This is a genomic window from Pseudomonas sp. NPDC086278 (genome assembly GCF_050280905.1).
In the GTDB taxonomy this organism is placed as follows: domain Bacteria; phylum Pseudomonadota; class Gammaproteobacteria; order Pseudomonadales; family Pseudomonadaceae; genus Aquipseudomonas.
This window is the reverse complement of sequence record NZ_JBNNWE010000006.1, coordinates 15,550-40,564: the sequence shown is the minus strand read 5'-3', so window position 1 is coordinate 40,564 and position 25,015 is coordinate 15,550. Positions and strand designations below refer to the sequence as shown.

At 62.1% G+C, this 25,015-nt stretch carries 20 protein-coding genes and 1 pseudogene; 16 read left to right on the top strand and 5 right to left on the bottom strand.

From position 1 onward, the window contains the following. Positions 1 to 97: 97 nt before the first annotated feature. From ACQKP4_RS03515 to ACQKP4_RS03505, 3 genes are all read right to left on the bottom strand, one after another. Positions 98 to 1,435: a DUF1329 domain-containing protein gene (locus tag ACQKP4_RS03515; RefSeq protein WP_427630446.1), complete on the bottom strand. Its 1,338-nt coding sequence runs from the start codon at positions 1,433 to 1,435 to the stop codon at positions 98 to 100. Between the two features lie 11 nt (positions 1,436 to 1,446). Beyond that, positions 1,447 to 3,270, bottom strand: a complete 1,824-nt coding sequence (locus ACQKP4_RS03510) for a DUF1302 domain-containing protein (RefSeq protein WP_427630444.1) — start codon at positions 3,268 to 3,270, stop codon at positions 1,447 to 1,449. Between the two features lie 207 nt (positions 3,271 to 3,477). Then, a complete protein-coding gene (locus ACQKP4_RS03505) occupies positions 3,478 to 4,314 on the bottom strand; it encodes a helix-turn-helix domain-containing protein (protein ID WP_427630443.1) in 837 nt (278 codons plus the stop codon). A gap of 98 nt (positions 4,315 to 4,412) precedes the next feature. On the opposite strand from ACQKP4_RS03505, the gene ACQKP4_RS03500 reads away from it, so the two are divergent. Further along, on the top strand, positions 4,413 to 5,336 hold the full coding sequence (locus ACQKP4_RS03500) for a LysR family transcriptional regulator (protein ID WP_427630441.1): 924 nt from the start codon (positions 4,413 to 4,415) through the stop codon (positions 5,334 to 5,336). 104 nt (positions 5,337 to 5,440) lie between these two features. Here the strand turns inward: ACQKP4_RS03500 and ACQKP4_RS03495 are convergent, their stop codons facing one another. After that, entirely contained in the window at positions 5,441 to 6,355 is a 915-nt protein-coding gene (locus ACQKP4_RS03495) for a LysR family transcriptional regulator (protein ID WP_427630439.1), read from the bottom strand. 71 nt (positions 6,356 to 6,426) lie between these two features. Between ACQKP4_RS03495 and ACQKP4_RS03490 the strand changes: the two genes are divergently transcribed. Together ACQKP4_RS03490 and ACQKP4_RS03485 are read left to right on the top strand one after the other, a co-directional pair. Next, positions 6,427 to 7,215, top strand: a complete 789-nt coding sequence (locus tag ACQKP4_RS03490) for an AraC family transcriptional regulator ligand-binding domain-containing protein (protein WP_427630437.1) — start codon at positions 6,427 to 6,429, stop codon at positions 7,213 to 7,215. Positions 7,216 to 7,233: 18 nt separating this feature from the next. Then, positions 7,234 to 7,464, top strand: a pseudogene (locus ACQKP4_RS03485) (helix-turn-helix domain-containing protein); the annotation flags it as partial. 154 nt (positions 7,465 to 7,618) lie between these two features. On the opposite strand, the gene ACQKP4_RS03480 reads toward ACQKP4_RS03485, so the two are convergent. After that, on the bottom strand, positions 7,619 to 9,316 hold the full coding sequence (locus ACQKP4_RS03480) for a sulfatase-like hydrolase/transferase (RefSeq protein WP_427630435.1): 1,698 nt from the start codon (positions 9,314 to 9,316) through the stop codon (positions 7,619 to 7,621). A gap of 389 nt (positions 9,317 to 9,705) precedes the next feature. Here ACQKP4_RS03480 and ACQKP4_RS03475 point away from each other — a divergent pair, with 389 nt between their 5' ends. The 13 genes from ACQKP4_RS03475 to ACQKP4_RS03415 are packed head-to-tail and all read left to right on the top strand — an operon-like array spanning position 9,706 to position 24,944. Next, the gene (locus ACQKP4_RS03475) at positions 9,706 to 11,058 is read left to right on the top strand and encodes a UDP-glucose dehydrogenase family protein (RefSeq protein ID WP_427630433.1); all 1,353 of its coding nucleotides are present in this window, start codon (positions 9,706 to 9,708) and stop codon (positions 11,056 to 11,058) included. Then, positions 11,055 to 12,113: an NAD-dependent epimerase gene (locus ACQKP4_RS03470; protein WP_427630431.1), complete on the top strand. Its 1,059-nt coding sequence runs from the start codon at positions 11,055 to 11,057 to the stop codon at positions 12,111 to 12,113. Before ACQKP4_RS03475 ends, ACQKP4_RS03470 begins: the two co-directional genes overlap by 4 nt. Then, on the top strand, positions 12,110 to 12,856 hold the full coding sequence (locus tag ACQKP4_RS03465; RefSeq protein ID WP_427630430.1) for a sugar transferase: 747 nt from the start codon (positions 12,110 to 12,112) through the stop codon (positions 12,854 to 12,856). The genes ACQKP4_RS03470 and ACQKP4_RS03465 overlap by 4 nt, the downstream gene beginning before the upstream one ends. Next, positions 12,857 to 13,504 (top strand): CpsD/CapB family tyrosine-protein kinase, encoded by a 648-nt coding sequence (locus ACQKP4_RS03460; RefSeq protein WP_427630428.1) that lies wholly within the window; start codon positions 12,857 to 12,859, stop codon positions 13,502 to 13,504. It abuts the gene before it with no gap. A 21-nt stretch (positions 13,505 to 13,525) separates the two neighbouring features. After that, positions 13,526 to 14,551, top strand: a complete 1,026-nt coding sequence (locus ACQKP4_RS03455) for a polysaccharide biosynthesis/export family protein (protein ID WP_427630426.1) — start codon at positions 13,526 to 13,528, stop codon at positions 14,549 to 14,551. Between the two features lie 17 nt (positions 14,552 to 14,568). Continuing rightward, positions 14,569 to 16,161: a GumC family protein gene (locus ACQKP4_RS03450; protein WP_427630424.1), complete on the top strand. Its 1,593-nt coding sequence runs from the start codon at positions 14,569 to 14,571 to the stop codon at positions 16,159 to 16,161. After that, positions 16,158 to 17,252 (top strand): glycosyltransferase family 4 protein, encoded by a 1,095-nt coding sequence (locus ACQKP4_RS03445; protein ID WP_427630422.1) that lies wholly within the window; start codon positions 16,158 to 16,160, stop codon positions 17,250 to 17,252. Before ACQKP4_RS03450 ends, ACQKP4_RS03445 begins: the two co-directional genes overlap by 4 nt. Further along, on the top strand, positions 17,249 to 18,619 hold the full coding sequence (locus ACQKP4_RS03440) for an O-antigen ligase family protein (protein WP_427630420.1): 1,371 nt from the start codon (positions 17,249 to 17,251) through the stop codon (positions 18,617 to 18,619). Before ACQKP4_RS03445 ends, ACQKP4_RS03440 begins: the two co-directional genes overlap by 4 nt. After that, on the top strand, positions 18,616 to 19,584 hold the full coding sequence (locus ACQKP4_RS03435) for a glycosyltransferase (protein ID WP_427630418.1): 969 nt from the start codon (positions 18,616 to 18,618) through the stop codon (positions 19,582 to 19,584). Before ACQKP4_RS03440 ends, ACQKP4_RS03435 begins: the two co-directional genes overlap by 4 nt. Continuing rightward, on the top strand, positions 19,577 to 20,713 hold the full coding sequence (locus ACQKP4_RS03430; RefSeq protein WP_427630416.1) for a glycosyltransferase: 1,137 nt from the start codon (positions 19,577 to 19,579) through the stop codon (positions 20,711 to 20,713). Before ACQKP4_RS03435 ends, ACQKP4_RS03430 begins: the two co-directional genes overlap by 8 nt. Positions 20,714 to 20,725: 12 nt before the next feature. After that, positions 20,726 to 21,727, top strand: coding sequence for a polysaccharide deacetylase family protein (locus ACQKP4_RS03425; RefSeq protein ID WP_427630414.1), 1,002 nt, complete (start codon positions 20,726 to 20,728; stop codon positions 21,725 to 21,727). Next, complete coding sequence (locus ACQKP4_RS03420) at positions 21,724 to 23,028, top strand: lipopolysaccharide biosynthesis protein (RefSeq protein ID WP_427630412.1); 1,305 nt, start codon at positions 21,724 to 21,726, stop codon at positions 23,026 to 23,028. The genes ACQKP4_RS03425 and ACQKP4_RS03420 overlap by 4 nt, the downstream gene beginning before the upstream one ends. Further along, positions 23,025 to 24,944, top strand: a complete 1,920-nt coding sequence (locus ACQKP4_RS03415) for a hypothetical protein (protein ID WP_427630410.1) — start codon at positions 23,025 to 23,027, stop codon at positions 24,942 to 24,944. Before ACQKP4_RS03420 ends, ACQKP4_RS03415 begins: the two co-directional genes overlap by 4 nt. Positions 24,945 to 25,015 lie beyond the last annotated feature (71 nt).

The following is a 25,015-nucleotide window of genomic DNA, read 5'->3' as shown; positions in this document are numbered from 1 at the left end:
AGGCGATGTGCCAGGCAATGTCGATGGCGACTGACCCACCGCTTTCGCGAGCAAGCCCACTCCCCCATTGGGTAGGTGGGCGGCTTGGAAATTGCGCTTATTTAGCCCAGCGACGCAGGTCCGACGGGGTGTAGTCATCGGTCTTGGCCGCGAAGCCGACCCGCATCGGCTCGGTCTCTTCGTTGGCCAGGCCACCGGCGTAGTAACGCCCGGAAATCAGGTCATAGGAGGTTTCCAGCACGTTGTAGGTGAAACCATGGTCGTACTGCTGAATGGCGTGCAACTCACCGCTGCGCCACAGTTCGCCACGACTGTCGTACTGGTCCGATTGAGCGATCTGCCAGCTGTCCTCGTCGACATAAAAGCGCCGTTTGGCGTAGATGTGCCGGGCATTGGGTTTAAGCGTGGCCTCGACCACCCACACCCGGTGTTTCTCGTAACGCGCCAGGTCCTGATTGATGTGATTGGGCTTGATCACCTCGTCGTACTTGAGCGCATGGCTGCCGATCTTGTAGCTGTTGTAAGGGATGAACAGCTCCTGCTTGCCGATCAGTTTCCAGTCGAAACGGTCCGGCGCGCCATTGTAGCCGTCGATGTTATCGGCGGTGATCAAGCCATTGCTGTAACGCGCGCTGTTGTCGTAGGCGATCATCGGCGCGCGACGAACCCGACGCTGACCCGGCAGGTATTGCCACGCCGAGCGAGGTTCGGCGACCTGGTCAATCGGCTCGTGCACCAACACCGCTTCACCGGACAAACGCGCCGGTTCCAGCACGCGGCTCTTGAACATGAACAGGATGTTGGCGCCCGGCTCAAGACCGCCCACGGTGTCGGCGAAGTTGATCAGCGACTGGTTGCGCACGTAACTGGCGGCGCCGTTCTCACGTACCAGCGCCGAGCTGCTGATGCGCTCGTAACTGCCGCCGCGATAACGGGTCATGTGGTTCCACATCACCTCCAGGCCTTCGGTGGGCAATGGAAACGGAATGCCTCGCGCATAGTCATGCAAGCCGTTGCCGCCATCGGCCATGCTGGTTTTGGCGACGTTGTCGCGGCTCTGCGCCAGCACCTCTTTTGGCAGCGTGGCGCTGCGGTGCGTCGGATAGATGTTCATCTTGTAGCTGTCGGGAAAACGCTTGAACAAGGCGATCTGGCCGGGGCTGAGAAACTTCTGGTACTGGGCGACATTCTTCGAGTCGATGGTGAACAACGGTTTTTCGGCCGCGTACGGATCGCTGTAACTGCCCTTGCTGTCGACGGTGCCAGCGTTACTCGCCAGGCCTCCCGTCCAGGCCGGAATGCTGCCGTCGGGGTTGGCCGCCATTTCCGAGCCCATGGGCGTCAGGGTTTTGCCGAGGGCGGCAGGGTCAGTGCCTTTGGCCTGGGCCATGCCGACAGTGCAGGCCAGCGCCAGCACGCACAATTGCATACGCATTACGGTTCTCCTTAGAAGTCTGCCTTGAAGCTGACGGATGCGAAGTCTCGGTCGTCGAGGGTGCTGTAATCGTTGGAACCGAAGAACGCGTTGTAAGCCAGTTCCACGCTGTAATCGTTCATGTAGATGCCGGTCAGGCTCAGGCCCAGCGCTTGCTGGCCTTGCTGAAACGGCCCTTGCGGATCGTAGGAATAACCCGAGACGTCATGCCGCCAGTTGACGGCCGGAATCAGGTTGACCCCGGGCAGAACGTCGCTGTATTCGAGGCTGGCGCGCAGGCGATAACCCCACGACCAATCGGTGGCAAACCCCTTGTCGGTGCAATATTGGTTGGTCACGCCCGAGGCCACGGTGTTGCACAGCGTGCCGTTGCGTGGCGCGCTGCGACCGAACGCGGCGTTGCGGCCCAGACGCTCATCGCCCAGGTCGTCGATGTGCACGACCCCGGCCTCGCCATACAGACTGAGGCGGGTCGCGCCCAGAATATTGTCGAAGGCCTGGGTCGCCGAGGCGGTGGCCTGCCACACGCCTTTGCGCACCCAACCGTCGTAACGGCTGCCGTTGGTGGTGCTGAAACCCGGCGGCAGATCGACCCACGAACTGCCACTCGGCCCGGAGATCACGGCCACGTTGATGTCTGGCGCGTTGATCGCCAGCGGCATGTTCGGCCGATAGCTCAACTCGCCAGCCAGCGAAATGCCGCTGTTCGGTTCGACGCCACTGAGGCTGATGCCGTACAGGTGAATGTTCTCCGGAAACGCCGCCGCGTAACTGGGCGCCTGGATGCCACCGGGGAAGGTGCCAGGCAGGCTGGTGTTCCGCGCGTCGAGGGTGAAATACGGCAACCGCGAGTGATAGTTGATGTAGTAGATCGAGGCTTCGGCGTCGTTCAGCGCGTGGATCATGTTGCGCAGGGCGAAGCCGAACTGGCCGTTGTCGGACGGTGATTCGTTGCCCCTGGAATACGCGTATAACCCGGCAGCCTGCATCTGCTGGTCGGTCTGCACCTGGCTCAGGTAAAGCGGCCCGCAACCCTTCTGGATCGCATCGCTGCTGGCAAAGAAAGTGCCGCAACCGTCGAGCACACTGGGGCGCCAGTTGTACTGGTAGAAACCTTCAAGGTTGAGGCTGTCGGTCAGGCCGAAGCTGAACGACACCATCTCCACCGGCAACTGCCCTTCCTTGATCTCCACACCCGGGCGGTTGAACGCGGAGATGTCCAGCGGGTTGATCACGTTGATGCCGTTCTGGATCAGCAACGACTCGCCCCACGACAACACCTGGTTGCCGACCTTCACGGTCAACGGATGTTCGTCCACCTCGAAGTCTTTCCAGACGTAGGCGTCGAGCATCTGGAAGCCCTTGAACTTGGACAGGTCGTCCCAACCCGAATCGTCGAAATCCTTGAAGCGAGCCTTGCGGGTTTCATAGGCGTGGTCGTACCAGTATTTGAAGCGAATGAACGCGCCCTGGCCCTGGCCATCGAGACTGAAATCGGTGAGCCCCTTGAAGAGCTGCGAGATCGGATCGCCCTTCTCGAAATTCAGCCGGTTGTCGTCGGCGCTGACGCTGCTGCCGTCGGCGTTTACGCCTTGGGCTTGCAGGGCGTTGGCGCGGGTCATCATGCTTTTGGAAGGGTTCTGCGTCGACCAACTGCTGCCCAGGCTCAGCGTGGTTTTGGTCGACAGGCTCCAGTCTTCGTTGATGTCGACAGTGGTGGCGTAAGTGGGGCTGCTCAAGGCAGCAAGAATCGCCAGCGCAAAGGGTTGCGGGCGGTGGCCAAGCCGATGAAGCCGCGGACGGACTCCGGCTTTGGCCGAGCTCATTCTTATCATTATTAGGCTCCGGTCAGGATTACTCAGCCCCGACACGGTGCCCAACTATTGGCTGACAGGCGCAAGCGGTGGCTGACAAAAAGTAATCATCGGGGTGATCCGAGTCTTTTGGCCGGGATCGGGGCTGGGGGATCAAAGTCGACAGCAACGGCTTCGCGAGCAAGCCCGCTCCCACAGGATGGGGCGCTCGCTTGCCGCTTTTGATCTCTACAACCCCAGCCGGAACTGCTTCGGCGTGATCCCGAACTGCTTGCGAAACGCCCGAATAAAATTACTCGGCTGCCGATAACCCAACCGCTCGGCAATCCGCTCGATCGGCTGGTCTCCCGCCGTCAGCCAATGCCGCGCCATCTCCAGGCTGTCACTGCGCACATGCTGCGCCGCCTCGGTTTGCCAATGCCGCCGCATGCTCTGGTGCAAAAACGGATTCGCCCCCAACAACGGCTCATCAAGACTGGCCGCCGACAGCGTCAAGCACGGATGCAAGCCCTCTTCCACCGCCACACCAACACTGCGCAACCAGTCGCCTGCCGCTTGCTGCGACGTCAGGTTGACCTGCACAAACACCTCCCCCGGCGCCCGTCCGACGCGGCGCGCAATATTGCGCACCAAGGTCAACGTCGCCGCGTCCAGCCCGAAGAAATGCGGCAACGCGCCAGCTGCGCGCAGGTGCAGGCATACCGCTTCGCCCTCCTCCAATTCAGCCACGACGTAGTTGGTCACTCGCGGCACAAACTCGACAAAGCATTCCAGGCTGTCACGCAGGGTGGCGGCCGAATCCAGCAGAATGTTCAACCCTTGCAGGCACGTCGTCGCCATGCTGTTGACCAGTTCACAACCAAACAGCGGCCCGACACCGGCACTTTCGCACTCGCGCCACAGCCGTTCGACCAGGTGCGCCGGCACCCGCTGGTGCTGACTGTCGAGCAACGACAGACAAATGCCGGCGCGTTGCAGGAGCTGGTCCTGACACAAGCCGGACTGCCTGGCGTGGCTGAGAATAGTGCGGGTAAAAGCGCTGGAGGCGAACGTTTGATCAGGCATGGCAGGCTACGGCAAAGGGGCAAGGGTTGTACTTATGCCAGCCGTCGTGTTATCGATCAAATGCATTAAAAGTATTCGCAAAATGCAGGAGACGCATGATGGATCTACGCCAGCTTCGCCACCTCGTGGCCCTCGCTGATTACCGCAGTTTTGGCCGCGCCGCCGAAGCGATCAACCTCAGCCAGCCAGCGTTCAGTCGCAGCATCCAGACCCTGGAGCGCGATCTGGATTGCACGCTGGTGGAACGCAGCAGCCGCGAATTTCGCCTCACCGGCCAGGGTGAACTGGTGCTGCAACACGCCCGTCGCCTGCTCGCTGGCAGTCAGGCACTGCACAACGAATTGACGCAGTACAACGGCCTGACCGACGGTGAACTGCATTTCGGCAGCGGCCCCTACCCGGCGCAATTGCTGGTGCCCGAGGCGCTGGCCGAGTTCATTTGTGCGCACCCGGCGATTCGCACCCGTTTCCACCTCGGCGATTGGGAGCAACTGGCGCTGTGGCTGCGCGAGCAACAGATTGAATTCCTGGTGGCGGATTCGCGTTACTTCACCGGCGATCCGCAGTATCAGGTGCAACTGCTGCGCCCCCGTCGTGGGCGATTTTTCTGCCGGATCGATCACCCGCTGGCGAACCGTGAACAACTGTCGCTGCGCGCCCTGCTCGACTACGCCGTGGTCGGCACGCGGATTCCGCCGATGATCCGCAAAATTCTTGCTGACATCCAGGGCGAACCGGACTTCAACCCCAGTGTCGAGTGCGCGCAATTCGATGCGATCCGCCGCGTGGTCATGCGCTCCGATGCCATCGGCCTCGCGACCATGGAAGCCCTCGCTGAAAGGGTGGAACAGGGCCACATCCGGCTGCTGGATTTTGTCGACGTGCCAAGCGATGACCCCGGCCTGCAATTGCATTACGGCATTGTCAGCCGCGCCGGTTATTCACTGACGCCGGCGGCACTGGCGATGGTCGATGCGATTCTGGCGGTCGATCAGCGATTGCTGGCAGTGAGTCAGCCGTAGCCCGCTCACCCCGTGGGATCGAGCATGCACTTCACATCACGGTTGACCGAAAAACCGCTTTCGCGAGCCAGCCCGCTGCCCCCGGGTTCGATGCGGTGCTCTGGTCAGGCACGGCGCGCGAGCGACTGCATCGCCCGCGGTTCGCCTAGCGCACGCAGCAGGCAGTGCATCGCTTCTTCGCGGCTGCGCTCGAAGCGGTAACGCGATTCGATGTACAGCGCCAGTTTCAACTCCACCGGTTCGTCCAGCGGCAGCGGCACCTGCTGCAACCCCAGCACTGTGGCGACCCGGCTCGGCAGACTCATGCCGAACGGCTGCCGATCGGCAATCAGCTTGCCGGCCAAGGTGCTCTGGGTGTTGACGGCAATCGTTCGGCGCAAGCTTTTCAAACCGAGGTGCAAATCCACCGGACTCAGACCGTCGCGACGGCTGGAAATCTGAATCTGCGGCTGCTGCAGATACGCCTGCAGCGTGCGCGGCGGCTCTTTGAGCCCGGCGCCGTAGGCAAACACGTAGCGGTCGGCGGGCAGCACCTGCTTGTGCAGCCCGGCAATCCCCGCCAGCGGTTGATCGAGATCGATCAGGATGTCGAGTTTGCCGCTCGCCAGTTCCTGCAAGGCATCGCGCCGACGCGGCTGGAAATAACGCACTTGCCAGTCGGCATGCGGCGCTTCGAGCAAGGCATCGAGCAACACCGGTTGCAGGCAATCCAGGCAACTGATGCGCAATAACGGATTGTTTTGCCGCGCGGCCGGAATCATCCGCAAACCGTCGCGCAATGACTCCAGGGCGGCACGCACATAGTCGGCCAGACGGTGCGCCACCAGCGTCGGCGTCACGCCGAGACGGCTTTTGATGAACAGCGGATCGCCACACAATTCACGCAAGCGCCGCAGCGCGTTGCTCATCGCCGGTTGCGACAGGCACATCACCTCGGCGGCACGGGTGACGCTGCGCTGCTGGTAAATCGCATCGAAGGCGAGCAGCAGGTTGAGGTCAAGCTGGCGTAAATCAAGCATGGTTTTGCTCCGGCAAATCGCTTAACGTCGCGCAGCCTAACCAGTGTCCGTACACATGCTGTGAGCCCTACATGACAAAAAGCGATCAGCCACTGCCCCATCAACCCCTGCTCAACGCGTTTTATGCGCCGACCTTGCTGCCAGCCATCGAAGAACTGCTGGCCCGAGGCGTTGCCCGGGACACCATCGAAAGCCTGTTTCGGCGCAGCCTGTTCGAACTGCGCACGCCGTTCATGCGTATTCCACTGTTCCTGTCGCGACGCTTCTGGGCGTTGGCGCTGGAACAGACCGGCGATCCATTGATTGGCCTGGCGGCCGGTCGGCGATTCGTCTCCACGGCGACCAATGGCCTGACGTACCTGTTCGACGCCGCGGCGTCACTGGAGAGTGCCTGCGACTATTTCGAGCAATTCTTTCCGTTCTTCAACGGGCATTTCCGGGCGCAAATTGTGCGCGGCGAGGGCAGCGTCGAGCTGCGCCTGATCGATTGCGGCAGCGTCAGGGCCAGCGCCGCGACCGCCGATTACATCCTCATCAGCCTGTGCAGCATGCTGCGGCGCAAGTTTCTCGCCAGCGGGCTGGAGCGTGATCCGATTCTAGGCGTGGGGTTGGACCGGGCGCGCACCGCCAGCCCTCAGGATCACGAACATGCGTTTCGCGCGCCGGTGCAGTGGGGCCAGGCGCAGCACTGCATTCGCCTGGACCCACTGTTGTTTGTCGCCGCGTTGACCCCGGACAACCATGCGCTGGAACAGACGCTGGTGGCGTTGCTGGAGCAGACCCGGCGCAACAGCGAGCCGACCTTGCTCGAGCAAGTCAGCGACCATTTGATCGCGGACCTCGCCGGGGCCAGTTGGTAGCGGTTCTGCGCCGAGCATCACTTGCTGGAACGCACGGCAGCGCGGCGGTTGAAGGCGCTCGGCTGGAGTTTTTCCGAGTTGCTGGATGAATACCGGCGCTGCCGGGCCGAGGATTTGTTGCAGGCCGGGGAACTGGAGCTGGTGGAGATTTCAGATCGGTTGGGGTACAGCGATGTGCAAAGTTTCAACCGGGCGTTCTTGCGCTGGTCGGGGTGCGCGCCGGGGGTGTATCGAGCGCGCTGGCAGTAACCCCGGGGCCTCGGTTGAATTGGCCGGCCCCTTCGCGAGCAAGCCCGCTCCCACAGGGAATTTGTGTCGTTCACAAATCCAATGTGGGAGCGGCGGTGCGACGATCCGACTTGCTCGCGAAGGGGCCGGAACAGCCAAAAAAAACCTTACAGACTCACTCCCCCGCCGCCACATTCGTCGGCGCCTGCCCCGGCGTCACAATGGTTTTCAAATCAATGTGCTTCCACTCCGGCTTCGCCCCCAGCCGCGCATTGAAGCGGTAGTTAAACGTAAAGTCGTCGGCGGTCGGCACACTCAGTGGCTTGCCATACACCGCCTCAACCCCCGCCAGGTCATACCCCATCAACTGCAACAGCGTCGGGAAAATGTTGTAGTGGCTCGACCGATCCTTGTTCGCCGCCAGCGCCTGCTGCCAATCCAGCGTGTGCAACTGATCGCCCTGAATCACCACCAACGGCACCAGCCCTTCCTCCTCCACCGGATCGCCGCCGCAATGGGTATTGAGTCCCGGATTGCCCCGCTCATGCAGGTCCTGCCCATGGTCGGAGGTGTAGATCAGCAGCGCATTGCTCAAATTCGCCTGGGCGAATACCCGTGAGAAAAACTCGCCGACGTTCCACAGCAGGGTGTTCTTGTAGGCATTGCGGTACAGCAACCAATCGTCCGGCTGACCGTTGAAACCATCCCGTTTGCCGGTGTCCGCGACTTCGACAAACTGCCCGCGAGGCAGCGTCGGGCGGTAGGCCATGAACGCATCCGGGTATTTGTCGTGCACCGGGAAGTGCGCGCCGACCTTGTTGATCACCACCAGCTCGGGCTTGCCGTCGTTGAGCAGCTCGATCAGCTTCGCCGCCGCCGCCATGTCGCGGTCGCGCACGCTGGTCTGGTCGAACTGCACAAACTCGTCGATGTCCTTTTTCTCGGCATCGGTCATCAGGTTCTGCAAGTTGCCGCCCGTGCGCTGGGCGTCGATGTACACGGTGCGCAGGCCGGCCTGTTTCGCGTACTGCCAGATCGACGGCAACGTGCTGTTGATGCGGGTGTAATCGGCGCGGGTGCCACCGTAGCGCAGGGTGACGTTGGTGTCGGCGCTGCAATTGGCAATGGACGCGGCGTAGCCGTAGTTGAAGATCTCGACGCCCGGACGCGCTTCCTTGAGATTGCTGTGCACCCCGAACGGCGCGTTGATGTCCAGGTAATTGCCGGAAATGCTCTCGTCGATGATCAACACAATGTCGTGGCCGATCGGTTGATCGCTGCGCGCCAATTTGATCGGCTCACGCGGCCCGACGGTGTTGTGCAGGGATTCATAGGCGAACAGGTTCAGATAGGCCAGTGGCGTGTACATGATCGGCAGTCCGCGAGCGCCCTCGCCGGCCCGCACAAACAGCACCGCGCTCAGCAGCAACACGCCCAGCACCGGGGCCGCCACCAGCAGTGCGCCGGGGAGCGGCACTCGGCGACGAGGTTTGAGGCCGATGCCGAACAACAACAGCAAACCGCCGATCAGGGCGCTGATGATCGCATCGCGGTACTGGTAAGCCGCTTCCTGGATGAAACCACCGGAATACACCAGCGAGACAAAGCTGCTGTAGGTCAGGTAATCGGCGGTGACGCGGGTATAGACGTCAAAAAATACCGCCGAAACAAACATCGTCACTGCAAATAGATGACGGATCAGCGTCTGGCGAATGTACGCCGTCATAAACAGCGCGACGGTCAACGCAATAAACATCCCGCCAAACAGCAACACCGGAAATCCGATGCCCATCGCGCTCAGACGTTCAAGGTAATAGTCGTAATTCTTAAGTAAATAGAGAACTAACAGCAGTTCTTTAAAGTAACGAATCATAGTTTTCCCGGTGTTCGCCAAAGGCATTTGGCCAATAGATTGTCGGCCATTTTTTGACACTAGCACCGGGCCATCAAAGCGCAAGAAATGTCGGACTTTTACACAAAGCGTCAAAAAACCGTTGACTCAAATCTGACACACATGCGGGGCTGTAGCCCGTGTATTTAAAGCGTTACGACCGTTTATCGTTTTCTTGAAATTGTGAAAAACCCGTCAAAACCGCTGCAAATCCAGCTACAGCAAGTACTTGATGGCCATTCGCCCCCAACATTGGGGGGTTTGTATCAAAACAACATGTCATTTTGCTGACACGCTTTTCCACGGCTGGGCTATACCCCTTTTGACAGTCTCATTCCTGATCTCTCCACCGTCTTACGAGGCACGCCAATATGGACGTGAGCGTATTTGGTACGGGCTACGTTGGCCTGATACAAGCAGCGGCACTGGCCGATGTCGGACATCGCGTCTTATGTGTCGATATCGATCCAAACAAGATCAAGCAACTGCAACAAGCGGTGCCGCCAATCAGTGAACCGGGGCTCTCGGGGACGCTGGAAGAGAACATCAAGGCCGGTCGACTGATGTTTACCACCCAGGCCAGCGATGCGGTCGAGCACGCCGAACTGATTTTCATCGCTGTCGGTACGCCCGCCGATGAAGACGGCTCCGCCGACCTCAGCCATGTGCTGAATGTGGCGCGGCAGATCGCCAGTTACATGGAGGCCGATCGCACCCTGATCATCAAGTCCACGGTGCCGGTCGGCACTGCCGATCAAGTCGCGGCGACCGCCAACGAAGAACTGCAACGCCGTGGCAAGACCGCCCTGAATGTGCGGGTGGTGTCCAACCCAGAATTTCTCAAAGAAGGCAGCGCCCTCGCCGACTGCATGCGTCCCGACCGGATCATCGTCGGCACCCAGGACGAGGCCGCCCGCGAGCAGATGAGCGAGCTCTACGCGCCGTTCTGCCGCAACCACGAAAAAATCATGTTCATGGACAACCGCAGCGCCGAGCTGACCAAGTACGCGGCCAATGCGATGCTCGCCACCCGAATCAGTTTCATGAACGAACTGGCGAATCTCACCGAGCTGCTGGGCGCCGACATCGAAGCGGTGCGCAAAGGCATCGGTTCGGACCCGCGCATCGGTTATCACTTTATCTACCCCGGTTGCGGTTTCGGCGGCTCGTGCTTCCCCAAGGATTTGCGTGCGCTGCTGCACACCGCCGAACACAACGGCATGCCGCTGCATCTGCTGCGCGCCGTCACCGACGTCAACGACACCCAGCGCCACATCCTCTTCGGCAAACTCAAGGCGCAGTTCCCGAACGGGCTGGCCGGCAAATCCATCGCCATCTGGGGTTTGGCGTTCAAACCCAATACCGACGACATGCGCGAGGCACCGAGCCGCTACCTGATGGAAGCGTTGTGGGCCGAAGGCGCGACGGTGCAGGCCTATGATCCGGAAGCGATGTCCGAGTGCCGGCGCATTTATGGCTACCGCAGCGATTTGCACTTGTGCGCCACCCGCGACGACACCCTGGAAGACGCCGACGCGCTGGTGATCTGCACCGAATGGAAAAACTTCCGCGTGGTCGATTTCGACCTGCTGTCGAGCAAATTGCGTTCGCGGGTCATCGTCGACGGGCGCAACCTCTACAACCCGGAACAGGTGGCCGCCGCCGGCCTGCACTACAGCGGCATCGGCCTGCGGCACATCGCTCCCGAGGCGCCGCGCCCATGAAGATACTCGTCACCGGAGCGGCCGGTTTTATTGGTGCCCATTGTGTGTTGCGGTTGTTGCGCGACGGGCATCAGGTGTTCGGCCTCGACAATTTCAACGCCTACTACGACCCGCAGCTCAAGCGCGATCGCGTGAGTTGGGTGCGCGAGCAGGTCGGCCCTTTCCAGCTCGACACGGTTGACCTGGCCGATGCGTCGGCCATCGAGGCGCTGTTTGCCCGCGAACGACCTGAAATCGTTATCCACCTCGCGGCGCAAGCCGGGGTGCGCTACTCGCTGGAAAATCCTCGGGCCTACCTCGACAGCAACTTGCACGGGTTCCTCAACGTCCTCGAAAGCTGCCGCCGGCACCCGGTGCAACACCTGATCTACGCCTCGTCGAGTTCGGTGTATGGCGCCAACCAGCACACGCCGTATTCGGTGCAGGACGGCGTCAACCACCCGCTGTCGCTGTACGCCGCGACCAAGAAAGCCAACGAGCTGATGGCCCACAGTTACAGCTACCTGTTCGGCATTCCTTGCACCGGCCTGCGTTTTTTCACGGTGTACGGGCCATGGGGACGGCCCGACATGTCGCCGATCCAGTTCGCCAGGGCGATTGCCGAGGGCACGCCGCTGAAGCTGTTCAACTACGGCGAACACCAGCGCGACTTCACCTACGTCGACGACATCATCGAAAGCATCGCCCGCCTGATCGATGCGCCACCGCAAGCCAACGCCGAATGGGACCGCGAGCAACCGGACCCGGCCAGCAGCATGGCGCCGTGGCGCCTCTTCAACATCGGCGGACAGCACCCGGTGGAGCTCAAGGACTACCTGGCGCTGCTGGAAAAACACCTCGGTCAACAGGCCATCGTCGAATTGCTGCCGTTGCAACCGGGCGATGTGCTCAACACTTGCGCCGACGCCAGTGACCTGGCGCGGGCCACCGGTTTTCAGCCTCGCATTGAGCTGGACGAGGGACTCGGGCGCTTTATTGCCTGGTTCCGTGATTACTACCCCCTGCCTATCGCCCACGCGCCGCTTGCGGCTGAACTTCAGCGGAGGACTCTATGACTGGACATGAAAAAGGTGTGCCACTGCAACAGCTGCGCCGGGACAAGCGCCTGGACCCCGAACACCGGATCCGCATGGACGCGGCGATTCACATGCAGGGCCGTGGCTGGATCACCGGCCGTGACGGCGGGCGGCCGTGGACGTTGTCGCGCACCAACCGGGTGGTCGCCTGTCTCGGCGCGCTGATGATTCTAGTGCTGATTTCCCCGGTGCTGATCGGCCTCGCGCTGGCGATCAAGTTCAGCAGCCCTGGCCCGATCATGTTTGTGCAGCAACGCACCGGCTACCGCGGGCGCAAGTTCGGAATGTTCAAATTCCGCACCATGGTCGCCAACGCCGAGGAGCTCAAGGAATCGCTGCGCCACCTCAACAAACACGGGGCCGACGCCATCGATTTCAAGATCGACAAAGACCCGCGCATCACCGGCATCGGTGGCTTCCTGCGACGCAGCAGCCTCGACGAGTTACCCAATCTGTTCAACGTAGTGAGCGGCGACATGCGCCTGGTGGGCCCCCGGCCGACCTCGTTCAACGCCTACCGCTACAAGGACAATCATCTTGCACGCCTGAGCATCTACCCCGGCATGACCGGCCTGTGGCAGATCTCCGGGCGCAGCAATATCGACTTCGACCAGCGCGTTGAGTTGGACCTCAGCTACATCGCCGAGCAGAGCCTGCTGCTTGATCTGAAGATCCTGTTGAAAACCCCCTTCAAAGTGTTCAGCGGCCACGGAGCGAGTTAAATGGACGGTTCATCAACCAAAAGCCTGACCATCGCGAACCCGAGCGAGTCCAATCTGACCTCGACCGTGCTCGATCAAGATCTGCGGATCCTATTCCTGACCGCCGCCAACCCCGGCGCGGGCACTACCACCAGCGCCCTGGCGCTGGCCAGCCAACTGGCGCAAATGAGCAGCGGCCTGGTGTTGCTGGTCGACGCCAGTCAGTCGGCGACCAATCTCACCCAGCAGTTGGGCCTGGGCAAGGAACGCGGCTTTCGCGACTTGCTGTTCAACACCCAGAGCCCGCCGTTGTTGCAGGACTGTGTGGTGCGCGTCGCGAGCCTGCCGTTCGACATCTTGCCCAACGGCAAATACGTGCGCGGCAACGAACACCTGACCGCCGAACGCCTGAGCCCGTTGCTCGATCAGCTCGGCAGCCAGTATCGCTTTGTGGTGATCGATGGCGACGCGGTGTATTCCGCCGCCGACACCTTGGTCATCAGCACCCAGGTGGACGGCGTGATCATGGTCGTGCGCTCCGAAGACACACGCTGGGAAGTGGCGCAAGCCGCCGTGCAACGGCTGACCCAGGCCGGCGCAAAACTGGTCGGCAGCGTGTTCAACCGGCGCAAGTACTACATGCCGAAATGGCTGTACAAAAACCTGTAAGCAACCAGAAAGGATGACGACATGAACGCCAAGATGCTTGTCCTGCTGTTGCTGCCGCTTGCAGGTTGCTCCAGCAACACCGAAACCCAGAGCATGCCGGTGCAGATCCTCACGGCTTCACCGGCCAACGCCCAGGCCACCGACATGCCCAAGGTCGAACAGACGCTGCGACCCCAGGATGTGCTGGACGTGATCTTCCACATCAGCACCAGCGGCTCGGACGCTTACCGCGTGCAGTCCGGTGATCAGATCGGCCTGAATTTCACCGCCGCCAGCCAGCTCAATGGCAATCAGTTGGTGCTGCCTGACGGCTCCATCGAACTGCCGGGCGCCAACACGTCGGTGAAAATCGCCGGGCTGACCAGCGACGAAGCGCGCGAGGAGATCCAGCGGGTCTATCAACGCAAACAGTTGTTCCAGCCCAACCGCAATCAGCTGACGGTGCAAATCATCAGCCCGCTGACCAACGAACAAAACCTGAAAAGTGCGCTGAACCACCCCGCCACCGGCATGAGCCGGGAGATCACCGTGGGCACTGACGGTTACGCGAGTTTTCCGGAAATCGGCGCCGTGCCGCTGCAAGGTATGACCGTCAATCAGCTGGAAACCTTCCTCAACAAACGCTACGCGCAACTGCCGGGGCGGATGACCGTCGACGTGCTGCTCAAATCCACCGCCGGCAACGAAATCTATGTGCTGGGCGAAGTCGGCCAACCGGGTTCCTACCCGATCCGCCGGCCGGTCTCGGTGCTGGAAGCGCTGACCCTGGCGCGTGGCAGCAACGCCAAGGCGCGGCTCGATTCGGTGGTGATCATGCGCCGTAACGGCAATCAGGTGCAGGCCGTGCGTTACGACGTCGAGAAAGCCCTGGCGGGTGACGCGTCGCAGATCGCCTACCTGCAACCGGACGACATGCTCTACGTGCCGAAGACCAAACTGGCCAGCGCCGGTGAGCTCGCACGGCAATTGGCGGACGTGGTGTTGTTCCAGGGTGTGGGCCTCAGTTTCGGCTATCGCCTGGACAACAAAGACGACAACAGCAACTAACTCTCAGGTGACCTGACATGAATCCAAAGGAAAACTACCTGCACGAGTTCTTCAGGATCTTCTTCGCCAACAAGCAACTGGTGAAGCGGGTGTTCCTGGTCTTTGCAGTCATCGCGCTGATCTTGCCGCTGATGCTCAAACAGAGCTTCGATATCACCGCGCAAGTGATCGTGCAGTCGAAAAAACTCTCCCAGGGCGACGCCACCACGTCCCTGACCGTGGACAACGCGACCTTCATCCCGCCGTCGCTGGCGGACATGGAGACCGAGAGCAATATCCTGCGCTCGCCAGCCCTGATTCGGCAGACCATCAGCGAGTTGCGCGAAAAGGGCGAATACACCCCTGCCCCTGGCGTGTTCAACAAACTGGTGTCGCAGCCGTTCAAACGCTTCGTCACCACGCCGCTGCGCGAGTACGTGATCAACCCGGTGAAATCGGCGTTGGGCATGGAAACCGACCCGGTGCGTGACACCACGCTGGATGCGCTGACCCAGGAGGCCATGGACAAACTCAAGGTCGAAACCCTGCCCGGCTCCAACGTGATCTCGATCGTCTACAGCTTTGGCGACCCGCATCAGGGCACGCAGTTTGTCGCCGCCCTGCTGCAAAACTACCTGGCCAGCCGTCAGGAATTGCAATCGATCGACCTGCCGCAAACCTTCTACGAAACCAAGAAGCATCAGTACCAGGTGCGTCTTGATGGCCTGGAAGGAACTCGGCTGGCCTTGCTCGAAGGCGTCGGCTCGTCCGATCCGAAGGAAGAAATCACCTTCCGTCTCAACGCGATCAACACCGAGGAGCAAGCGCTCAACCTGTATCAGGACCGCCGGTTGCAGAGCCAGCGCTGGCTCGATTACCTGAAAACCAGCCTGGCCGCCGCCAGCAATAACAAGCTCAACGACTACACCTTCCCCTACACCTTCACCACCACGGTCGACAACGTGGCGTTTGAAGACCGCGAGATCAAACAGATGGGTGAGGCGCTGACCACCCAGGTCAGCCGCTACATGAACGACCTGGCGATCTTCCAGCCCAGCAGTGAACCGATGCTGCTGACCCGCGAGCAGATCTCCCGCACCCGCCAGCAGTTTTTGAAAGTGGTGGCCAACCGGATTCAGGAACGCACCAACGACCTGGCGATTGTCAGCTCGGTGATCGACCAGAAGACCGCGCGCATCGCCGAGTTCAAAAACCGCATCCACCAGTTGCAGGAAACCCAAAGCAAACTGCGGCAGATGGACACCGAGATCGACGCCTTGCACGCGGCGTTCTCGACCTACGCGCAGCGGTTTGCCGAAAGCAGCACCGCCCGTTCGCTGGACAACGACCTGTCCAACGCCCGGGTGCTGAGCCCGCCGTACGAACCGACGGAAGCGGCGTTTCCCAAGCCGTGGCTGATCATTCCCTTTGGCTTGTTCACCGGTTTGCTGTTGGCGATTGCCCTGGTCTATGTGCGTGAGTTCTTCGATCACCGCTTCAAGGCCCCGGCGCAAATCACCCACGAACTGGGCTTGCCGGTGCTGTTGGTGATCAACGATCAAAACGTCGAGCCGTCCAATCCGCACAAGAACTGGTCGGTGCCAAGCCTTGTGCATTGGGTGCGCAATTGAACGCGCCGCTCAACCCTGCCACCGCCCTGCCGATCATTCATTTGCTCAGCAGCGGTGGGTTTTATGGGGCTGAGCGGATGCTGCTGGACCATTGCCTGGCGACGCCGGGGCAGCACCAGGTGCTGTTTCTCGATGCGCCGCCAGAACTGATCGCACGGTTTCGCGAAGCGGGCGTGGATTGCCGCGGTTGCGCGGGGCTGGGGGAGCTGCTTGCGCATTTGCGTCAGCGCCGGGCGGAAAAACCGCTGATCAATACGCACAATTTCAAAGGCCTGCTGTTCGGCTGGGTCGGCGCAACGCTGTTGCGTTTGCCGCTGGTGATTACCCAGCACGGCTTCACGCCGCGCAGTCGCAAGCAGAAGTTCTACACCTGGCTGAGTTTGCAACTGTGCCGTACCGCGTCGGTGAATCGCGTGGTCTGCGTCGCCGAAAGCATTGCGCTGCTGTGCCGTCAGGCCAGTGTGCGGGCGGACAAACTGCAAGTGATCCCCAACGGTTTGCCGGCCGCTGCCGGGGTGTTGGCCCACAGCGTTGATCGGCAGCGTTGGCTGGCCGGGTACGTCGGGCGCCTGAGCAGTGAAAAAGGCCCGGACCTGTTTCTCGATGCGCTGATTCCCTTGTGTCGGCAACACCCGCAACTGGACGCGGTGATGCTCGGCGACGGCCCGGAGCGCGAAGCGCTGCTGGCGCGGATCAACGCCGCTGGTCTGGACACGCGCATCACCCTGCCCGGCTATCAGACCGACATGGGCGTGTGGTGGCGACAACTCGACGCGCTGGTGATCAGCTCGCGCACCGAAGGCACACCAATGATTTTGCTCGAAGCCATGCAGGCCGGCGTGCCGGTGGTGGCGTTCGGCGTCGGTGGCATCCCCGATGTGCTGCAAGACCGGCACAACGGTTTGCTGGCGACACCCGCCGACAGCGCCGACCTCGCCCGGCAGATCGGCACCTTGCTGACTGAGCCGGCGCTGGCCCGGACGCTGATCGACAACGCAAAACGTACGCAACAGGATCGCTACGACCTCAAGGCCCTGGCCGAACGCTGGTCGCAGCTTTATATCCGTACTGCGCGGGAGGCACGTGCATGATTTTTCCGCTCTCGATCGTCAGCCTGCTCGGCCTGGTCTGCCTCGGTTTGCTGGCCAGTCCTTATCCGTACCTGGCGCCGGGCGCGGTACTGGGCCTGGTCGGTATCGCCGTGCTCTACCGCAAACCCACCTGGGGTTTGCTCGGGATTGCGGCGCTGGTGCCGTTCGAGGGTTTTTTCAAGGACAACGCGTTATCGGGCAGCAAGTTTCTGGGCGCATCGCTGGCCGTGATCCTGATGCTGCAACTGGCGCTGCGGCAGATTCCATCGGAACGCCTGCGCAGCAACATCTGGCGTTACCTGATCTGGTTTCTGGTGCTGTACCTGCTCAGCCTGCTAAACACCGACGACATGGGCATGTCGATGGGGCATCTGCGCGAACTCAGCGTCGGCCTGATTCTGTTTGTAATCACGCTGTTGATCGGCCGTGAACTGAACATGGACCTGTTCGCCAAACTGGTCACGCTCAGCGTCACCCTGACCTGCGTGCTGGCGATGTTTTCCAGCAAGTATCAGGATCAGGGACGCGCCGCCGGCCTGCTCGAAGACCCGAACGCCTTTGCGTTGCTGATTGCCTTCGCGGTGCCGCTGGGGCTGTGGCTGGTGGTGCGCAGCCCGAACACGCTGCACCGGCTGTTCTGGGCCGGTTGCTGCCTGCTGTTGCTCGGCGGCATGACCAAGACCGAATCGCGCTCCGGGCTGGTGGTGCTGTTTCTCAGTTTGATCATCGGTGCCTGGCATTACCGCGCCGAGTTGACGCGCATCCGTCCACGGCACCTGGGGTTTGCCATGCTCGGCGCCGCGATTGTGATTCCGCTGGCGATCTATGCGATGCCGGCGGGTTACATCGCTCGCATCCAGTCGCTCAGTGTGTTGAGCGCCGGCGCCAAGGGCCACGATGACGAATCGCTGGGCCGGCGAGCGTCGTACATCGTGGTCGGCAGCGCGATGATCCGCGAGAACCCGCTGCTCGGCTCCGGCCCCGGCACCTTCCCGCTGCACTACGCCACCACCGGTTACGCCAAGGCGTTTTCGGCCAACCGCAAAATCGGCGACCTGTACCGCCGCGCTCACAACACCTACCTCGAAATCTTCAGTGAATTGGGGATTCCCGCCGGCCTGTTGTTCGTCGGCATGCTGGGCCTCGGCTTGTACAACCTGATCCGCGCACGGCGGATCTGGATGCAGCGCGGGGATCGCGAGCAAGCGGATTTGCTGACGCACCTGGCCATGAGTTTTCTGTCGCTGACCCTGTTCCTGATGTTCCTCAGTGCACCGAACCAGAAATACGTGTGGATCATGCTCGCGCTGACCAGCGTGCTGCGTCTGAAAGCCGAAGAACGTCCACCCCTGGAGGCCAAGGCATGAGCCGAATCAGCATCGTGATTCCGATGTACAACGAGGCCCGGCATATCGGCCGCACGTTGCTCGCCGCGCAAAAAGCCGCGCACGCGGCCAATCTTCAGTGCGAGCTGATCGTGGTCGACAACGGCTCGCAGGATCAGGGCCCGCAGATTGCCCGACAGTTCGGAGCGCACGTGCTGACCCTCCCCGGCCTGCTGATCGGCGCCCTGCGCAATCGCGGCACGGCCGTCGCCACCGGTGAATGGCTGGGCTTCATCGACGCCGACATCGAAATGCCCGAAGACTGGATCACCCAGCTGATCGCCATCGAAGCCACCGGCCAGGCCGATGTGTTTGGCCTGGACTTGCACACCCCGGCCGAAGCGCCGTGGTACGCCACCGCCTGGCAACGCCGCACCTTGCGCCCCTCGGCCCATGGCGCGCGTGCGGTGGACTGGCTGCCCAGCGCCAACCTGCTGATGCGCCGTGCCTGGTTCGACAAGGTCGGTGGTTTCAACGAAACCCTGCGCACCGGCGAAGACAAGGAATTCACCCTGCGCCTGCATGAGGCCGGCGCGCGCATCCTGTCGGTCAATGACAGCGTCGCCCTGCATTGGGGTTACGAAATGAACTGGCGCGAGTGGATGGGCAAGGAAATGTGGCGCCAGAGCAGCCACGTGCAATTGCTCCGCACCCATGGCGTGAACCTGCGCCTGCTGCGGTTTCCGCTGCTGTCGCTCGTCGCCTGGTTGCTGGATTTCATGGCGGTCTCGGCCTTGCTCGATGGCTTCCCGCACCACGCGGCGGTGATGTTGGCGCTGACGTTCGTGCCGGCGTTGATCATGAGCGTGCGTCAGAGCCACAAACACCACAACGCCTGCCTGACCCTGCAACTCTGGGGCCTGCATTGGGTGCGCCTGCACCTGGCCGGCGCCGCGCTTGTCCTCAGCCTGTGTCATTGGAATGCCAGGAGGCCCGCCCGTGGCTGAATTCATTTTCTGGTTGTGCCTGTTGCTCCCGGTTTACGCGTACCTCGGTTACCCGCTGCTGCTGACCCTGCTGGCGCCGCTGTTTGCAGCGCGCCAGCATTGGCCGGCAGAACCGATGAACGTGAGCATTGTGATTGCCGCGCACAACGAAGCGCGGCACATCGAACACAAGTTGCGCACCCTGCTGGCCCAGGATTATCAGCCGGCCTCGCTGCAAATCATTCTGGCCAGCGACGGCTCGACCGATGACACCGTGGCCTGCGCGCACAAAGTCATCGACCCGCGCATCAGCGTGCTCGACCTGCCGCGCCAAGGTAAGGCCGCGACGCTGAACGCTGGCGTGGCGCTCAGCACCGGCGACATCCTGGTGTTCACCGACGCCGACAACCAATGGTCGCGCGAGACCCTCGGGTATCTGCTGGCGCCACTGTGCGACCCACAGGTCGGCGCCTGCGCCGGGCACATGGTGATTCCGGTCACCGGCGGCGGCTTGAGCATCGGCGACAGCCTGTACCGGCATTACGAAGGCTGGTTGCGCCGGGTGGAAAATCGCACCGGTTGCATGGTGTCCGCCGACGGCGCGCTGCTGGCCCTGCGCCGCGAGCTGTTCCAGAACGTGCCCGCCGAGGTCAACGATGACTTCTTTATCAGCACCTGCGCGCCGGTGGCGTTCAAACGCATTGTCTATGTGCCTGAAGCGCAAGTGATCGACCACGGCGTCGATGAAGCCGACAAGCAATTCCGGCGTCGTCAGCGGGTGACCGTCGGTGGTTTGCAAAGCCTGGCGCAACGCCGTGAATTGCTGAACCCGTTCAAGCATGGCTTGTATTCGATAGCGTTGATCAGCCACAAACTGATCCGCCGGCTGGCGCCCATCCTCCTGCTGCCGTTGCTTCTGAGCAATTTCTGGCTGTGGAACGACCACGGCTTTTATCGCTTGAGCCTGATCGCGCAACTGCTCGGCTACGCGATTGCCATCGCCGGGTTGCTGGACTCGCAACACCGCTTGCCCAAGCCCTTTCGCCTCGCCGCGTTCCTGCTGGTAACTCTCGCCGGGATGAGCATCGGCCTGTGGCAGTTTCTGCGCGGCCAGCGGTACGCCCAATGGAACCCGGAACAGAATCGTTGAAAGGACTGAGCCATGGCGATCAAGCAGTTGTTAAAACGCACCAGTGGCTGGCTGTACCTCAATTCCCCGGTGGGGCGCAATCAACTGCAAGGCGCCGGGGTGATTCTGATGTTGCATCGGGTGCTGGCCGACGACCGCGCGGCCGCCCTGCCCCATCGCAATGAACTGTGCGTGGGGCCCAAGGCCTTCGAGCACTTGCTGGTGTGGCTGAAAAAACACTTCGACTGCGTGCCGCTGATGGACATGTTGCAGCCCGGCAAACTGCGCTCGGACCGGCCAAAAATCACCCTGACCTTCGACGATGGCTGGCGCGACAACGCATTGCATGCCTTCCCGCTGCTGCAGAAATATCAGGTGCCGGCGAGTATTTTCCTCTCCACCGATTTCATCGGCAGCCGCCAGCGATTCTGGTGGGAAAGCATTGGCGAAACCCTGTGGGGCAGCCACGGTGAACCGGCCCGGACGCAGTTGATCGCGTGCCTGCAACAGGCCGGTCGGCCACTGCCGGTGCCGTTTTCCGCGTTGAATGAAGAATCGCGCAGCCTGGCCTTGCTGAATTTCCTGCAAAGCCTGAAAACCCTGACGCCGGACGTGCTCAATCAATTGACCGACGCCTGCCCGGACCAGTCGTTGCCACAGGCGCTGGACTGGCATCAGGTGCGCTCGCTTGAGTCGTCCGGCCTGGTGCGCTTCGGCCCGCACGGCGCCAGCCACGCGATCCTCACCGGCCTCGATGACCAGCGCCTGCACGAAGAATTGAGCCGCAGCCGCGACGCGCTGCGCAACGGTTGCAACCGGCCGTTGCCGGTCTATTGCTACCCCAATGGCGACAACGATGCGCGGGTGCGCGAACAGGTCGCTGACCATGACTACCCGTTCGCCCTGGGCACGGGCACCGGGATCTATCGCGGCACCGACGACCCGTTGAACCTGCCGCGTTTCGGCGTCAGTCAGCGCGTGGCGTGCAATCCGCAATTGCTCTCATGGCGCCTGTATCGCGGAGGCCGCGCATGAGCCGCAGCCATTACCTCAAACACCTGGCCCTGAGCATGGGCACCAAACTGGCGATGATTGCCTTGCGCCTGCTGCGTAACGTGCTGCTGGCGCGCATTCTCGGCCCGAGCGAACGCGGGCTGTTTGCGCTGCTCAGCACCTTGCCCGACCTGATCAGCGCGGCCACCAGCGGCGGGCTGAATTCGGCGGTGGGTTTCCAGGCCGCGAAGCAGCGGCCGATGGGGTTGTTGCTGAGTCAGGTGCTGGTGTTCGGCTGCTTGCTGGCGGCGCTGCTGACCTTGCTGGTGGTGGCGCTGACACGCGAATTCGGCAGCGAACTCGACATCACCACGCAACTCGGTTTACTGGCCTGGCTGTTATTGCTGGCGGTGCCGTTGACCGTACTCAAAAGTGGCTTGCTGACTTTGCACAACGCCTCGGGCGGCGTGGTCGCGTTCAATGCCTTGCGTCTGGTGGAATCCCTGGCGCCGCTGCTGCTGTTTCTGGCGCTGTTCTGGATGTGGAAAACCGCCGCCCTCGAAGCCGCGCTGATCAGTTGGCTGGCGGGTATCAGCCTGGTGGTGCTGGCGGGTTGGGTCTGGCTCAAGCGCGATCAGCCACTGAAGTTGCAATGGGACCGCGCCAGTCAAAATGAATTGCTGCGCTACAGCGCCCGCAGCCATCCGGACCTGCTGTTTCAGCAAGTCATCCTGCGCTCCGATTACCTGTTCATCGGCGCGCTGCTCGGCAGCACCGCGCTCGGGCATTACGCCATGGCCAGCGCGGCCGCCGAGTTGCTGTTGATCGTCCCGGAAGCGGTGACCACGCCGCTGATGAAACGCCTGCTGCAACAGGAAGAAGGCATCGACAAAGTCACGCCACTGGCGCTGCGCCTGACCGCCACGGTGATGCTCGGCGCGTGCCTGACCATGGCGGTGATCGGTGAATGGCTGATCGTCACGCTGTTCGGCGTGGCGTATCAACCGGCGTACCCGGCCCTGCTCGCGTTGCTGCCGGGCCTGCTCGGGCTGTGCTATGCGAGCATCCTGCGCCTGGACCTGCTGGGCAAAAATCGCCCCGGCACCATTTCGCTGCTGATGGGCCTCGCCGCGCTGCTCAACCTGGCGCTGAACCTGGTGCTGATCCCGGCGTACGGCATCGTTGGCGCGGCGGCGGCTTCGTCCATCGCGTATGTAGCGGTGACCCTTGCGCTGCTGGTGATGTATTGCCGCTTGAGCGGTGTGTCGGTCTGGCAAACCCTGATCATCCTGCCCAGCGATGTGACGCCGATGCTGCACATGCTGCAACGGAAATCGGCATGAGGTATTTCGCGCTGCTGGTCAGCCTCGGCCTGTCGCTCGACGCATATGCCGGGCCGATGCGCTGGGCCGATATCCGCGACGGCAGCTTGTACCTGCAACCGGATCGCCCCGACACGCTGACCGTTCGCTGGACCCCGGCGTGGCAAGCCGATGCCAACGAAGAACAGCTGTACCTGCTCGACGGCAAAGGCAAACTTCAGGCCGAGCGCAAGATCGCCGCCAGCGAAGCACGCGGCAGCCAGAGCTGGCCGCTGGCACCGAGTGCCGCCAGTTACCAACTGGAGATTCCGGGCTACAGCTTTCGTCGCTACCAGGTCGAACACGACGAACACACGGTGGCGCTGTTCGCCCCGGCCAAGGTGCATTTCAGCGCCGAAACCCGTGACGGCGACGAGTTGTATTTCAAGGTCGCAGCGGGCGAGCACGCGGTGCTGGCGGGCAAGTTCCACGGCGGCGTCAGCGCCCTGCAAGCGCAACGCGTCGGCGACGGCAAACAGCTGTCAGTGGCGCTGAAACCGTACCGGGCCTATTGGCAGTTCGATCAGGTCGAGTTGCCGGTCACGCAGAACGAACAAGTCTGGCGCCTGCACTTGCACGGCAGCGGCAAAGTCGCGTTCTGGCTCGACGGCACCGCCAACCTGTTCGCGCAGACTCCGCAGCAGCTCAAACCGCTGCGCGAGGACGCGGGCGACGTGCGTTTGGCCCTGAGCAACGACGTGCTCGGGCCGACGCCGAACCTGGGCATCGCCCTGCCTTACGTGATGCCGCCGCCCTCCAGTTACGCGCTGCTCGACGCGCTCAAACCCAAGGCTGGCGCCTACTACACCTTTGTCGACGTCACGGCGAAAAACCCGCATTACGAAGACGCGTTCCGTCAGGTGTATCAGGACCGTTTCGGCATCACCCAGGACATCACGCTGCTGGCCGGCAGCCAACGCCAGGCCGACTTGCGCGCCGACACCCTGAGCAACGCCGGGCTCGATGCCTGGCTAGCCGCGACCCGCGCCCTCGGCGGCAACGGCACGCATTACATCGGCTTTGCCGACGAGCCCAACCTCAACTACGCCAACTACGCGCAGTACCAAAGCATTTTCAACAGCATGGCCCGCCAGGTTCGCAGCAACCCGGCCAACGCCAAGGCCGGCGTGCGCATCGCGATGCCGGCCAGTTCACGGCTGGTCAATGGCCCATTCGCCGACAACGCGGCGGACAAGCGCGGCATCGATTGGGCCCGGCGTCTGCTGGCGGAATCCGGCCCGCAGATCGATGCGCTGGCCTGGCACGAATGGATGATCCGCGACTTGCTCGCGACGCGGGTCTACCGCGACAGCGTGCGCCGCGCCGCCGAGCTGGTGGGCCTTGATGCCAAGGGGCGGCCGCGCAAGGCCTTGTTGCTGGACCAGACCAACATGTCCAGCGGCTCCAGCCTGAGCCCCTACGATCAGGACACCCATTACGCCTCGCTGTGGTGGGCGTCGGTGGCGATCAATTCGGCGCAGGACGGGTTGCTGGAGATGCTCAACTGGTTCCAGGCCGCCGATGAGCCGAACTACCCCAAGGGCATGTTGAAGGTGCTCGGCGACGATCATTTCGAATTGAAACCGGTGGGCCTGGCCCAGCAGTTTATCCAGCAACACTGGCTGGGCAGCGTGATGCGTCTGGAGAACGACGCGTTCGAGGTGGACGCGCTGGCCATGGCCACCGATGCCCAGCGCAGTGTGCTCGGCGTGAACAAAGGCACGCGGCTCCAGCGTGTCAATCTGGCCGGGACCTCTTGCCCACTGAGCAAAGGTTCCTTGCGTTATTTCGGCGCCGACAATCGCAGCCGCGACGCGCCCTTCAACTGCCAAAACGGTCGCGTCAGCTTCGAGCTGCCAGGGCAAACCCTGTTCGCCCTGAGCTGGAGCGCCTCATGACCCTCATCGACACTGTTGCGCGCAGGCCGGGTGCCGCGCGTTGAAATGACGCCACTCACGGGTATTCCGTC